The organism is Zestomonas ipomoeae (genome assembly GCF_057128665.1).
In genome coordinates this window covers 145,449-158,199 of sequence record NZ_JBSKHQ010000007.1, presented here as the reverse complement: position 1 = coordinate 158,199, position 12,751 = coordinate 145,449, and the positions used below count along the sequence as shown (strand labels likewise).

Below are 12,751 nucleotides of genomic sequence, written 5' to 3'. Positions count from 1 at the left end.
TCTTCCTCACTGCGCGTTCTTCAGCTTCGGGTCCAGCGCGTCGCGCAGGCCGTCGCCCATCAGGTTGATCGCCAGCACGCTGAGCAGGATGGTCAGGCCGGGCAGCGATACCACCCACCAGGCGCGCTCGATGTAGTCGCGGGCGGAGGCGAGCATGGTGCCCCATTCGGGGGTCGGCGGTTGTACCCCGAGGCCGAGGAAGCCCAGGGCGGCGGCATCGAGAATCGCCGAGGAGAAACTCAGGGTGGCCTGCACGATCAGCGGCGCCATGCAGTTGGGCAGCACGGTGATGAACATCAGCCGAGGCAGGGTGGCGCCGGCCAGACGCGCGGCGGTGACGTAGTCGCGGTTGACCTCGCCCATGACCGCGGCGCGGGTCAGGCGCACATAGGCCGGCAGCGAGACGATGGCGATGGCGATCACCGTGTTGATCAGCCCTGGGCCGAGGATGGCGACGATGGCCACCGCCAGCAGCAGGGACGGCAACGCCATCATCACATCCATCAGGCGCATGATGGTGGAGCCGATCATGCGCGGGAAGAAGCCGGCGGTGAGGCCCAGCAGGATGCCCGGCAGCAGCGACATCACCACCGAGGCCAGGCCGATCAGCAGCGACAGGCGCGAGCCGTGGATCAGCCGCGAGAGCAGGTCGCGGCCCAGTTCGTCGGTGCCGAGGATGAACTCCCAGCGGCCGCCTTCGAGCCACACCGGCGGGTTGAGCAGGAACTCGCGGTATTGCTCGCTGGGGTTGTGCGGCGCGATCCAGGGCGCGAACAGGGCGCAGATCACGATCAGGATCATGAACAGCAGGCCGCCCAGCGCACCCTTGTTGCGCGAGAAGGCTTGCCAGAATTCCTTGACCGGGGACGGGTAGAGCGTGGCCGGTTCGACCAGCGGCGTGCTCAGGGTAGCTTGGGTATTCATGTCGGGCTCCTCAGCGCTGATGGCGGATACGCGGATTGGCCAGGCCGTAGAGGATGTCCACGACGAAGTTGACCAGGATCACCAGGCAGGCGATCAGCAGGATGCCGTTCTGCACCACCGGGTAGTCGCGGGCGCCGATGGACTCGATCAGCCACTTGCCGATGCCCGGCCAGGAGAAGATGGTCTCGGTGAGCACTGCGCCGGCCAGCAGGGTGCCGATCTGCAGGCCGAACACCGTCAGCACCGGGATCAGCGCGTTGCGCAGGCCGTGCACGAAGACCACCCGTGCCGGCGACAGGCCCTTGGCCCGCGCGGTGCGCACGTAGTCCTCGCGCAGCACTTCGAGCATCGCCGAGCGGGTCATGCGGGCGAATACCGCCAGCGGGATGGTGCCGAGCACGATGGCCGGCAGGATCATGTGGTGCAGGGCGTCGAGGAAGGCGCCCTCCTCGTCGGAGAGCAGGGTGTCGATGAGCATGAAGCCGGTCACCGGCTCGATGTCGTAGAGCAGGTCGATGCGTCCGGACACCGGCGTCCAGCCCAGCCACACGGAAAAGAACATGATCAGCAGCAATCCCCACCAGAAGATCGGCATGGAGTAGCCGGCGAGGGAGATGCCCATCACCCCGTGGTCGAACAGCGAGCCGCGCTTGAGCGCGGCGATCACCCCGGCGATCAGGCCGAAGGTGCCGGCGAACAGCAGGGCGGCCAGGGACAGTTCGAGGGTGGCGGGGAACAGGGTGAGGAATTCGTTCCAGACGCTCTCGCGGGTGCGCAGCGACTCGCCGAGATCGCCCTGGGCCAGCTTGCCGATGTAATCCAGGTACTGGGCGTAGAGCGGCTTGTCGAGCCCCAGGCGGTGCATGGCCTGGGCGTGCATTTCGGGGTCGACCCGGCGTTCGCCCATCATGACTTCCACCGGGTCGCCGGGGATCAACCGGATCAGGGCGAAGGTCAGCAAGGTGATGCCGAAGAAGGTGGGGATCAACAGCCCCATTCGGCGAGCGATGAAACTAAACATCTTGCGGGTTACTCCTCGTCATCGAACGCCCCTGCCGGCAGGGTGGCGGCAAAGGCGCTCTTTCTTATATGGGTTGGCGCCGAGGGTGCTAGACCGCCGGCGCCGCCCTCTTTACTCCACCCTGGTCGTGGCGAAGTTGTTGTTGGTCATCGGGTTGATGACATAGCCCTGCACCTTCTTCCAGCGCACGTTGAACAGCTTGGGATGCGCCAGCGGAATCCACGGCGACTGTTCGTGGAACACCTCGTGGGATTGCTCATAGAGCTTGGCGCGCTCGGCGGTGTCGGTGACGGTCCGGGCCTTCTGAATCAGCTGTTCATACTGCTGATCGCACCAGCGTGCCTGGTTCTCGCCGGATTCCGCCGCCGCACAGCTCAGGTTCGGGCTGACGAAATTGTCCGGGTCGCCGTTGTCGCCGGCCCAGCCGAGAATGACCATGTCGTGCTCGCCGGCCTTGGAGCGCTTGAGCAGCTCGCCCCATTCCAGCGAGCGAATGTTCAGCTCGATGCCCACCTTGGCCAGGTCAGCCTGCATGATCTGTGCCGCCAATGCCGGGTTGGGAATGGTGATCGAGGTGCCGTTGCGGATGAACAGGGTCACCTTCAGACCTTCCACACCGGCCTCCTTGAGCAGCGCCTTGGCCTTTTCCGGATCGTGCGGCCAGGGCTTCACGTCGTGGTTGTATCCCAGCAGTGTAGGCGGATACGGCAAGGTCGCCGGGCTCGCCGCACCGGGGCCGAACACGCTGGCCAGCAGTGCCTCCTTGTCGATCGCCAGGTTGATCGCCTGGCGCACGCGGGCATCGTCCAGCGGCTTGTGCTGGGTGTTGATGGCCACATAGGTGGTCAGCAGCGCTTCCATCTCGTCGACCGCCAGGCGCTCGTCGCTCTTCAGGCCGACCACGTCCTCCGGTTTCGGATACAGCGCCAGCTGGCATTCGCCGGCGCGTACCTTCTGCACCCGCACATTGGGGTCGGTGGTGATGGCGAAGATCAGGTTGTCCACTTCCGGCTTGCCGGCGAAGTAGTCCGGGTTGGCCTTATAGCGAACCTGGGCGTCCTTGGCATAGCGGGAGAAGACGAATGGGCCGGTGCCGATCGGCAGGTTGTTGAGGTCGTTGGTCTTGCCGGCGGCCAGCAACTGGTCGCCGTACTCGGCGGAGTAGATGGAGGTGAAGCCCATCGCCAGGTCGGCGAGGAACGGCGCCTCGGGGTGGGTCAGGGTGAAGCGCACGGTGAGGTCGTCGAGCTTGTCCACCGACTTGATCAGGTCGCCCATGCCCATCGACTCGAAGTAGCCGTAGCCGCGTGGCGAGGACTCGTGCCAGGGGTGCTTGGGGTCGAGCTGGCGACGAAAGCTCCAGAGCACATCGTCGGCGTTCATGTCGCGGGTCGGCTTGAAGTAGTCGGTGGTATGGAATTTCACCCCTGGGCGCAGTTGCAGGGTGTAGGTGAGGCCGTCGTCGCTGATCTCCCAGCTCTTGGCCAGGCTCGGCATCAGCTCGGTGGTGCCCGGCTTGAAGGCCAGCAGGCGGTTGAAGATGGCTTCGCCAGCGGCGTCGTTGGTCACCGCGCCGGTGTATTGCACGAGGTCGAAGCCTTCGGGAGCAGCTTCGGTGCAGACCACCAGGTTCTTGGCCAGGGCCGGGGCGGCGCCGAGCGCCAGGACCAGCGGCAGGCAGCGTAGGGTCGGATGCATGATGGATCTCCTTATCACAACAGGTCGAAGGGGAAGGTGCTGACGATGCGCAGCTCGTCGTCGCCGCCGTCGATCTGGTTACGGGTCGAGCGGTGGGACATGTAGCTGACCTTGAAAGTGCTGTCCTTGATCGCGCCACTCTGCACTTTGTAGACCCCGACCAGGCCGTATTCGTGGTGTTTTTCCCCGTCCATGGCGCGCACTTCGGCGTAGTTGCCGTATTCGCCGTTGCGGTCGCCGTCGTAGTGGGTGCCGTCGATGTCCCAGCCTTTGGCATACCAGATCGTGGTGCTCAGGCCGGGCACGCCGAAGTAGCTCCAGTCGGTTTCATAGCGCAGCTGGGCGGATTTCTCGTTGGGGCCGTTGTAGTCGGAGAGCAGCGAGTTGGCCAGGTAGATGGCGGCGGTTTCGTGCACGTAGTCGAAGTATTCGTCGCCATCGACCTGCTGCCAGCCGAAGGTCAGCGCATGGGCCTGGTGGGCGAGAGTGAGCGCCAGGCTCCAGGTGTTGTTGTCGATGTAGCCGGCCTTGCGCTCGCCGTTGTCGCGGGTGACGTAGCCATTGACCACGGTGCGCAGGGCCAGCGCTTCGCGGTCGCCCAGATCGTGGCTGACGCTCAGGTAGTACTGGTTCCAGACATCCTCGAAGTGACCGCCGTAGGCGGAGATCTCGAGGTTGTCCATGGCCTTGTAGGTGCCGCCGAGGTAGCTGAAGCGGTCGGCGTTGACTGCGCGGGTACCGTACTCGGTGGTGAAGTCTTCGTCGCCGGCACCGGTGCGCGGGCTGGCCTTGGTGAAGCTGCCGGCCTGCAGGGCGAGGTTGTCCAGCTCGTCGCTGGTCATCGCCACGCCGTTGAAGCTGGAGGGCAGGGCGCGGTTGTCGATCAGGCCGAAGACCGGCGTGTCGACCTGGAAGCGGCCTGCCTTCAGCTCGGTGTTGGAGATGCGCATGCGCACGTCGGCGATGCCCATCTTGGTCCACTCTTCGACGCCGTGGCCGTTGCTGTCGGCCAGGGTGCGGTTGCCGCCGCCGGCGATACGGCCCTTGCCGCGCTCCAGGTTGATGGCGTTGAACAGTGCGGCATCGAGGCCGAAGCCGACGGTGCCCTGGGTGTAGCCGGAACTGTATTTGAGGATGGTGCCCTGGACCCAGGTGGTGCGCGAATGGGTGGATTCGCCGCCACCGTCCTTGGGAATGGTGAAGGTGAAGCTGTCCTGCAGTTGCTCGCGTGCGGCGAAGTTGCGCGTGGTCAGGGTCAGGCTCTGGCCCTCGAAGAAACCGCTGGCGCCGGCCTGGCCCCGGGGTGGCTGGCCGACATCGTTGATGCCCTCCACCTCGACGGCATAGGCGGGGTTCTCCGTCGCCGGCTCGGTGATCTCTTCTTCCGCCAGGGCCGGTGCGCCGAGTGCGAGCAAGGCGAGGCCGAGGCCGGCGTATCGGTACGTTGTTGTTTTCATAGCAGTCGCTCCTGTTTTTTGTAGCTCTTCATCAGGACAAGGAGCACTCATGCGAACTACCCGTTGCTCGTGACCCAGGGCCGAAGCGACGCACGCGGGAGCAGCATCCTTGCGAACTTTTTTGGGCAGTTATGAAAAAAACACTCGCTACTCCGGTCTGTCGCCGGATGTTGGAACGGTCGAGCCGAAGCGAGCACCCGGCGGCCGAGCCGCCGGGTGCCGAGGGCTACGGCGCGTTACTCACGCCGTAGAAGGAGTTGCGTCCGAAGGGACTGATCTGGAAGTCCTGAACGCTGGTGCGCATCGGCTGGTACACCGTGGAATGCGCGATGGGGGTAATCGGTACCTGCTGGTGCAGGAACTGCTGGGCCTGCTTGTACAGCTCGGTGCGCTGGGCGACATCGGTCACCGCCTTGGCCTGCTTCACCAGTGTGTCGTAGGCCGGGTCGCACCATTTGGAGAAGTTGTTGCCATCCACCGAATCGCAGCCGTAGAGGGTGCCCAGCCAGTTGTCCGGATCGCCATTGTCGCCGGTCCAGCCGATCAGCATGGCGTCGTGCTCGCCGTTGTGGGCGCGCTTGATGTATTCGCCCCACTCATAGCTGACGATGCGCGCCTTGATGCCGATCTTCGCCCAGTCGGCTTGCAGCATCGCGGCCATCAGCTTGGCGTTGGGGTTGTACGGGCGCTGCACCGGCATGGCCCAGAGGGTGATCTCGGTGCCCTCGGCGACGCCGGCCTGCTTCAGCAGCGCCTTGGCCTTCTCCGGGTTGTACTCGCTGCCCTCGATGGTCTCGTCGTAGGACCACTGGGTCGGCGGCATGGCGTTCACCGCCAGTTGGCCGGCGCCCTGGTAGACGGCCTCGACGATGGCTTTCTTGTCCACCGCCATATCCAGCGCCTGGCGCACTTCGAGCTTGTCGAACGGCGCGCGGGTGACGTTGTAGGCGATGTAGCCGAGGTTGTAGCCCGGCTGGCTGGGCACGCTCAGCTTCGGGTCCTCCTGCAGGGCCTTGAGGTCGGCCGGACGTGGGTTGAGGGTGATCTGGCATTCGCCGGCCTTGAGCTTCTGCGCGCGCACCGAGGCGTCGGTATTGATGGAGAAGATCAGGTTGTCGATCTTCACCTGGTCCGGCTGCCAGTACTGCTTGTTGCCGGTGAAACGAACCTGCGCGTCCTTCTGGTAGCGCTTGAAGACGAACGGACCGGTGCCGATCGGCTTCTGGTTGATGTCTTCCGGATGGCCGCTCTTGAGCAGCTGGTCGGCGTACTCGGCCGAGTGCACGGCGGCGAAGTTCATCGCCAGGTTTTGGATGAACGCGGCATCGACGTTGTTGAGGGTGAAGACCACGGTGTGGTCGTCGCGCTTCTCGACCTTGGCGATGGTCTTGTCCAGGCCCATGTCGGTGAAGTAGGGAAACTCGCTGGGGTAGGCCTTACGGAATGGATGGTTCTTGTCGAGCATGCGCTGGAAAGTGAACAGCACGTCGTCGGCGTTGAACTCGCGGCTTGGCTTAAAGTAATCGGTGCTGTGGAACTTCACGCCCTGGCGCAGATGGAAGGTGTAGGTCAGGCCGTCTTCGCTGACATCCCAGCTTTTCGCCAGTGCCGGAATTGCGCGGGTACCACCGCGCTCGAACTGCGCCAGGCGGTTGAAGATGGTCTCGGAGGTCGCATCGAAATCGGTGCCGGTGGTGTACTGGCCGGGATCGAAGCCGGCGGGACTGCCTTCGGAGCAGAACACCAGGCTACTGCTGGCGGAAGCGGCAATCGGGGCGCCGAACAACATTCCGGCTGCTAGCCACGCCTGGAGTCGAGAATTCTTACGCATGCAAACCTCTTTTGTTCTTTTTCTAGGGCTCACCAGGGGCGGTCTTGTGGACCTGGATCAACGCCCGCTGCATTCCGGTCGCCTGGATCGGACGGCCCGGCCCTGAGCTGCGGTAGCGGCTGCGCATGACGGATCGACGCGGCAGCCAGCTGCGGTCGAAATTAAGTCATGCTGAAATTGTGGTCAACAAAAATTAAGCGTGGCTAACATTCGGCTGTCACGGTTTTCCGGTAGCGCCGCGTCGCCGTCAGGGGTTGGTGTGGTCGTCGAACAGCGCCATGGTGGTCACCGTCAATACTTCGGCCAGGTCGTCGCCGACGTTGGCCAGGCGGTGGGGCTTGCCGGCATCGAAGTGCACCGAGTCGCCGACGCCCAGCGGGTAGTCGCGGCCCTCGATGGTGTAGATGATCTTGCCGGACAGCACGTAGGCGAACTCCGCGCCCTCGTGGGAAATCAGCTCCGACTGATAGCCCACCGGCATGTTCATCTTCACCGCGTTGATCAGGTTGCCGGGGAAGCTGCTGGACAGCCGCTCGTAGGCCAGCGGCTGGCCCTCGATGGCATAGCGCACGCGTTCGCCCTGGTGGGAGTCCGGCTGCGGTTGCATCGGCTGGTCGAACAGCGCATTCATCGGCACGCCGAGGGATTTGGCGATGTTCGCCAGCGAGGAGATGGAAATGCCGGTGAGATTGCGCTCGGCCTGGGACAGGAAGCTGGCCGTCAGCCCGGACTCGGAGGCGACTTCGTTGAGGGTCTTCTTGGCGGCCCGCCGATAGCGGCGCAAGCGTTCTCCGATGCGATCTACGGTCATGGGTGCGGCTCATGGGAGGAAGCGGTCAGTATACCCACCGACGCTGCGCTGGAAAGTCGCACCCGGGGGAGAAAAATTAAGTGACACTGAAAATTGTCTTTGACCATCTTTTAAGCTGCACTTAAATTCTGCGCAGACCCAAGCGCAACCAGATTGAGGAGCGAGCATGACACTCGGGGTAGGAGGCAACACGCCGGAGCAGGCCCTGGCCGGCCTGCGGAAGATGACCGAGGGCGCCGAACCCATCGACCTGGCTGAATACCAGGCACGCATTGCCAGCGCCCAGTTGCGCATGCGCGAGCAGGGCATCGCGGCGATCTTCCTCAACGCCGGCAGCAACCTTCGCTACTTCAGCGGCGTGCAGTGGTATGCCAGCGAGCGCCTGGTGGGTGCGGTTCTGCCGGCCGAGGGCGCGCTGGAGTACATCGCCCCGGCATTCGAAGAAGGCACGATCCGCGACTTCCAAGTGGTACCCGGGGCCATCAGCACCTGGGAGGAGCACGAGGACCCCTATCGTTTGTTGCTGGGTGTGCTGGCGCGACTTGGCGCCGAACCCGGCAGCCGGGTAGGGCTGTGCCCGACCTTGCCCTTCACCATGTACGAGCGCTTGCGCCGGAACGGCATTGGCTTCGACTTCATCGACGCCTCGCTGATTACCGGGCTCTGCCGACAGTGCAAGTCGCCAGCCGAACTGGCGCTGATGCAGCGCGCCAAGGACATGACCCTGGAAGTGCACAAGGCTGCCGCCAGCCTGCTGCGGGAAGGCATCACCACCACCGAGGTCGCCGAGTTCATTCACCAGGCCCATCGCCGGGTGGGGGCTTCCGGTTCGACCTTCTGCATCGTGCTGTTCGGCCCGGCCAGCGCCTTCCCCCATGGGGTCAAGCACGCGCAGACGCTGAAACAGGGCGACATGGTGCTGATCGACACCGGCTGCCAACTGCACGGCTACCAGTCGGATATCACCCGTAGCTACGTGTTCGGCACGGCCAGCGCACGCCAGCGGGTGTTCTGGAACATGGAGAAAGCCGCCCAGCTCGCTGCCTTCGACGCCGCGCGCCTCGGCCAGCCGTGCCAGGCGGTGGACGCCGCAGCCCGCCGCTCGCTGGAGGCCAACGGCCTGGGCCCGGACTACCGCCTGCCGGGTTTGCCGCATCGCACCGGCCACGGTATCGGCCTGGACATCCATGAAGGGCCATACCTGGTGCGCGGCGACGAAACGCCGCTGGCCGAGGGCATGTGCTTCAGCAACGAGCCGATGATCTGCGTGCCCGGCGAATTCGGCATTCGCCTGGAAGATCACTTCTACATGACGGCCGAAGGTCCGCGTTGGTTCACCCAGCCGAGCCCGTCGATCGACGATCCGTTCGGGCTGGAGCGCTGATTCGGCGGCCTGCACGCCGCCCCGGGCGCGCGTTCAGGCCGTCGCGATTTCTGCGATCTACGTACGAGCCATTTCGCCCGCCCTCGTTGCGCTAGCCCGGCCGCCGGCCCTGAAGACCTTCCCTGGCTGCGTCCTGTGCGATCATGCGCGTCGTTTTTCCAGCAAGCAGAGGGCGGCGTGCGCGATTCGCTGAGAAGCAAAATCATCCAGGTGTGCAAGAAGAAGATCGAGCAGAAGGGCGAAGGCGTCGGCGTGTCCTTCTATGCCTTTTTCGCCAACCGGAACGATGACCCGGCCTTGCTGATGGAAGCCGCGACCTGGTGGATCGAGCGCCACCGGTTGGACCACTTCGAGAAGGCGAGAAAGATAATCGAGATGGTGGAAGCGGGGAGGTGAACGCTGTCTCCGGCCTGGTTGAACCTGGCGCGTAGGCGGAATACCTGACACCGCAGGGGCGGCTTCTGCTGCCTGGCCGGCTTCGCTTCACCCATGCCGAGGCGCTGCGCGCTACACTTCCCGCGTTTAGCTTGGATTACCGGTCCCGTTTCCTGGAGAGCGCAGTGAGCTTGCAAAAGCGGATCAGAATGCTGCAGTGGATCACCGGTTCAGCCATGGCCGGCATCGTCCTCGGGTTTGCACTGCTGGCGATGGGGTCGGTGACAGGCACGTATACCGAGGTGGAGTGGCTGTTGATCGTCGCCGGGTTCCTTTTTCTTTTCCTGGCTCTGCCCTTCCTTGCATCTATTCGATGCCCGCGTTGTGGCGAGTTGTTCTGCGGACCTCAGGATGAAGACATTGATAAGCCGGGGACGAATGTCTTTACCAGCGTTTGCAAATACTGCGGATTCCGCCCCGAGCCTGGGTCTGGTCCTGCAAACTCCTTCTCGCCAGACGAATGAATTCGCCCCTGCAGGCCATGGAGAACGCCCGGCCGCGTGGCGGCCGGGCGTAGGCGGGCTTACTTGGAAACGCCGACGCCGTAGAAGGAGTTCAGGCCGAAGGGGCTGACCTTGAAGTCCTGCACTTCCTTGCGCATCGGTTGGTTGACGGTGGAGTGGGCGATCGGGGTGATCGGCACCTGGCCCTTGAGCACGTGCTGGGCCTGCTGGTAGAGCGCGCTGCGCTTGTCACGGTCGGTTATGCGCTTGCCTTCCTTGATCAGCTTGTCGTACTCCGGATAGCACCACTTGGAGAAGTTGTTGCCGTCCACTGCATCGCAGCCGTACAGCGTGCCCAGCCAGTTGTCCGGGTCGCCATTGTCGCCGGTCCAGCCGATCAGCATGGTGTCGTGTTCGCCGGCCTTGGAGCGCTTGAGGTACTCGCCCCACTCGTAGGTCACGATCTTCGCCTTGATGCCGACCTTGGCCCAGTCGTTCTGGATCATCTCGGCCATCAGCTTGGCGTTGGGGTTGTACGGACGCTGCACCGGCATGGCCCAGAGGGTGATCTCGGTGCCTTCGGGGATACCGGCCTTCTTCAGCAGCTCCTTGGCCTTCTCCGGGTTGTACTCGGTGTCCTGGATGCTGTCGTCGTAGGACCACTGGGTCGGTGGCAGGGCGTTCTTCGCCAGTTGGCCGGCGCCCTGGTAGACCGCTTCGATGATGGCCTTCTTGTTCACCGCCATGTCCAGCGCCTGGCGCACTTCGAGCTGGTCGAGCGGCTTGTGGGTGACGTTGTAGGCGATGTAGCCGAGGTTGAAGCCGGCCTGCTCGGCGACGTCGATCTTCGGATCGGCCTTCAGTCCGGCGAGATCGGCCGGGCGCGGGTTGAGGGTGATGTGGCATTCGCCGGCCTTGAGCTTCTGCGCGCGCACCGAGGCGTCGGTATTGATGGCGAAGATCAGGTTGTCGACCTTCACCTCATCCGGCTTCCAGTAGTCCTTGTTGCCGGTGAAGCGGATCTGCGAATCCTTCTGATAGCGCTTGAAGACGAACGGGCCGGTGCCGATCGGCTTCTGGTTGATGTCCTCCGGGTGGCCCTTCTTCAGCAACTGGTCGGCGTACTCGGCCGACTGCACCGAGGCGAAGCTCATCGCCAGGTTCTGGATGAAGGCGGCATCGACGTTGGCCAGGGTGAAGCGCACGGTATGGTCGTCGAGCTTCTCCACCTTGGTGATATTGGTGTCCATGCCCATGTCGGTGAAGTAGGGAAACTCGGTGGGGTAGGCCTTGCGGAACGGATGGTCCTTATCGAGCATGCGCTGGAAGGTGAACATCACGTCGTCGGCGTTGAAGTCACGGGTCGGCTTGAAGTAGTCGGTGTTGTGGAACTCGACCCCGTCGCGCAGCTTGAAGGTGTAGGTCAGGCCATCGTCGGACACCTCCCAGCTCTCGGCCAGCCCCGGGACCACCGCGGTACCGCCGCGCTCGAACTGCGTCAGGCGATTGAAGATGGTCTCCGCCGTGGCGTCGAAGTCGGTTCCGGTGGTGTACTGCCCCGGATCGAAACCGGCGGGACTGCCCTCGGAGCAGAACACCAGGTTGCTGGCGGCGTGGGCGAAGGGGGCACAGGTGATCAACCCGGCGCTGAACAGAAACGGAATGACGGCGTTTTTGCGCATGTATGGCCTCAGTTTGTTGTCATTGTCCTTGAGGTGCTTTTTGGGCACCGAATGAACCTATGCAGGGCATATGCCTGCTGCAAGCGCTACGGCGCATTCAGTGTAGAAGCTGTGGAAAGATCGTCAGGGAATGTCGCTTTTATATAAAAAGGTCGCGGAACTTGCCCCATGGCGGCGAAACCATGGGGCAGCGTCCGCCCCGCATCAGGGCATCAGCACTTCGATCACACCATCGGCATTGAGCGAGACCTGGCTGGTACCTGCTTCGATCTCCTGCGATGGCATGCTCGACTCCATCATCGCCATGCCCTTCATCGCCCCCATGCGCGGCATCGGCTGCGGGAAACCGGCGCTGTTCAGGCTCAGGCTGACCAGCTTGTAGCTGCTGCCACCCAGCGCCTCGGTGGCCAGCTGGGCGCGGGCCTTGAAGGCGGCGACGGCTTCCTCGAGCAGCGCATCTTCATGTTGCTTGCGCGTGCCGTCGGCGATGGTGAAGTCCATGCCGGCCATCTTCAGGCTGCCCATCAACTCGGCGCTGAGCTGGGACAGTACGGCGAACTCGGTGCTTTCCAGGCGCAGCTCGGCGCGCTCGCGCCAGGCGGTGATCTTCTGTCCCTTGTCGTCGTACACCGGGTAGCTGTTGCGGCTGCCCAGGCCGATCTTCACGCCTTCCACCTTGCGGGCCTTTTCCACCGCGGCGTTGAGGGTGCGGGTGATGTCCGCGGCGAGCTTGGCCGGGTCGCTGTCCTGCGATTCGCTGTAGAGGGTCACGTGCATCAGGTCGTGGGCGACCTCCTGGCTGACTTCGGCGCGCAGCGCCACCTGGTTGTAGCGGGTTTCGTCGGCAAAGCTCGGCTGGCTGGCGAGTGCGCCAGCGACCAGGGCGAGGGTGGCGGCGAGACGGGTAAGGCTGTGCATGGACTGCTCCTTGTGAATGACGGGCGCCGGAGACGGCGTCTGCCAGGGTTGGACGTTGCTCTTCGACCGCGCGGGTTAACGGTCGTTGAAAAAAGTCGGACGGGTGAGGCCCCCGCACATCCAGGCACAGGCTGCGGCGCGTTGCCG

Annotated in this window: 11 protein-coding genes; 3 read left to right on the top strand and 8 right to left on the bottom strand. The window is 63.9% G+C overall.

The window, feature by feature from the left end; genetic code table 11:
- Window positions 1–6 precede the first annotated feature (6 nt).
- The 6 genes from ACWKV7_RS10705 to ACWKV7_RS10680 all read right to left on the bottom strand — a co-directional run bounded on the left by ACWKV7_RS10705 (window position 7) and on the right by ACWKV7_RS10680 (window position 7,742).
- A complete protein-coding gene (locus ACWKV7_RS10705) occupies window positions 7–924 on the bottom strand; it encodes an ABC transporter permease subunit (protein WP_483857645.1) in 918 nt (305 codons plus the stop codon).
- Window positions 925–934: 10 nt separating this feature from the next.
- Entirely contained in the window at window positions 935–1,945 is a 1,011-nt protein-coding gene (locus tag ACWKV7_RS10700) for an ABC transporter permease subunit (RefSeq protein ID WP_483857644.1), read from the bottom strand.
- 111 nt (window positions 1,946–2,056) lie between these two features.
- Window positions 2,057–3,646: an ABC transporter substrate-binding protein gene (locus tag ACWKV7_RS10695; RefSeq protein ID WP_483857673.1), complete on the bottom strand. Its 1,590-nt coding sequence runs from the start codon at window positions 3,644–3,646 to the stop codon at window positions 2,057–2,059.
- A gap of 11 nt (window positions 3,647–3,657) precedes the next feature.
- The gene (locus ACWKV7_RS10690) at window positions 3,658–5,100 is read right to left on the bottom strand and encodes an OprD family outer membrane porin (protein ID WP_483857643.1); all 1,443 of its coding nucleotides are present in this window, start codon (window positions 5,098–5,100) and stop codon (window positions 3,658–3,660) included.
- 226 nt (window positions 5,101–5,326) lie between these two features.
- A complete protein-coding gene (locus ACWKV7_RS10685; RefSeq protein WP_483857642.1) occupies window positions 5,327–6,931 on the bottom strand; it encodes an ABC transporter substrate-binding protein in 1,605 nt (534 codons plus the stop codon).
- Window positions 6,932–7,178: 247 nt separating this feature from the next.
- The gene (locus tag ACWKV7_RS10680) at window positions 7,179–7,742 is read right to left on the bottom strand and encodes a cupin domain-containing protein (protein WP_483857641.1); all 564 of its coding nucleotides are present in this window, start codon (window positions 7,740–7,742) and stop codon (window positions 7,179–7,181) included.
- A 166-nt stretch (window positions 7,743–7,908) separates the two neighbouring features.
- Between ACWKV7_RS10680 and ACWKV7_RS10675 the strand changes: the two genes are divergently transcribed.
- From ACWKV7_RS10675 to ACWKV7_RS10665, 3 genes are all read left to right on the top strand, one after another.
- Complete coding sequence (locus ACWKV7_RS10675; RefSeq protein ID WP_483857640.1) at window positions 7,909–9,126, top strand: M24 family metallopeptidase; 1,218 nt, start codon at window positions 7,909–7,911, stop codon at window positions 9,124–9,126.
- A gap of 177 nt (window positions 9,127–9,303) precedes the next feature.
- On the top strand, window positions 9,304–9,522 hold the full coding sequence (locus ACWKV7_RS10670) for a DUF6500 family protein (RefSeq protein WP_483857639.1): 219 nt from the start codon (window positions 9,304–9,306) through the stop codon (window positions 9,520–9,522).
- 164 nt (window positions 9,523–9,686) lie between these two features.
- Complete coding sequence (locus tag ACWKV7_RS10665; RefSeq protein WP_483857638.1) at window positions 9,687–10,025, top strand: hypothetical protein; 339 nt, start codon at window positions 9,687–9,689, stop codon at window positions 10,023–10,025.
- Window positions 10,026–10,084: 59 nt separating this feature from the next.
- Here ACWKV7_RS10665 and ACWKV7_RS10660 read toward each other — a convergent pair whose 3' ends face one another.
- Together ACWKV7_RS10660 and ACWKV7_RS10655 are read right to left on the bottom strand one after the other, a co-directional pair.
- Window positions 10,085–11,686, bottom strand: a complete 1,602-nt coding sequence (locus ACWKV7_RS10660; RefSeq protein WP_483857637.1) for an ABC transporter substrate-binding protein — start codon at window positions 11,684–11,686, stop codon at window positions 10,085–10,087.
- A gap of 204 nt (window positions 11,687–11,890) precedes the next feature.
- The gene (locus tag ACWKV7_RS10655) at window positions 11,891–12,604 is read right to left on the bottom strand and encodes an SIMPL domain-containing protein (protein WP_483857636.1); all 714 of its coding nucleotides are present in this window, start codon (window positions 12,602–12,604) and stop codon (window positions 11,891–11,893) included.
- Window positions 12,605–12,751: the final 147 nt, after the last annotated feature.

What these genes read in the sequence shown, in the direction of transcription:
- ACWKV7_RS10705 (WP_483857645.1), bottom strand. Translation starts at nt 924, where the DNA reads ATGAATACCCAAGCTACCCTGAGCACGCCGCTGGTCGAACCGGCCACG.
- ACWKV7_RS10700 (WP_483857644.1), bottom strand. Translation starts at nt 1,945, where the DNA reads ATGTTTAGTTTCATCGCTCGCCGAATGGGGCTGTTGATCCCCACCTTC.
- ACWKV7_RS10690 (WP_483857643.1), bottom strand. Translation starts at nt 5,100, where the DNA reads ATGAAAACAACAACGTACCGATACGCCGGCCTCGGCCTCGCCTTGCTC.
- ACWKV7_RS10685 (WP_483857642.1), bottom strand. Translation starts at nt 6,931, where the DNA reads ATGCGTAAGAATTCTCGACTCCAGGCGTGGCTAGCAGCCGGAATGTTG.
- ACWKV7_RS10680 (WP_483857641.1), bottom strand. Translation starts at nt 7,742, where the DNA reads ATGACCGTAGATCGCATCGGAGAACGCTTGCGCCGCTATCGGCGGGCC.
- ACWKV7_RS10675 (WP_483857640.1), top strand. Translation starts at nt 7,909, where the DNA reads ATGACACTCGGGGTAGGAGGCAACACGCCGGAGCAGGCCCTGGCCGGC.
- ACWKV7_RS10660 (WP_483857637.1), bottom strand. Translation starts at nt 11,686, where the DNA reads ATGCGCAAAAACGCCGTCATTCCGTTTCTGTTCAGCGCCGGGTTGATC.
- ACWKV7_RS10655 (WP_483857636.1), bottom strand. Translation starts at nt 12,604, where the DNA reads ATGCACAGCCTTACCCGTCTCGCCGCCACCCTCGCCCTGGTCGCTGGC.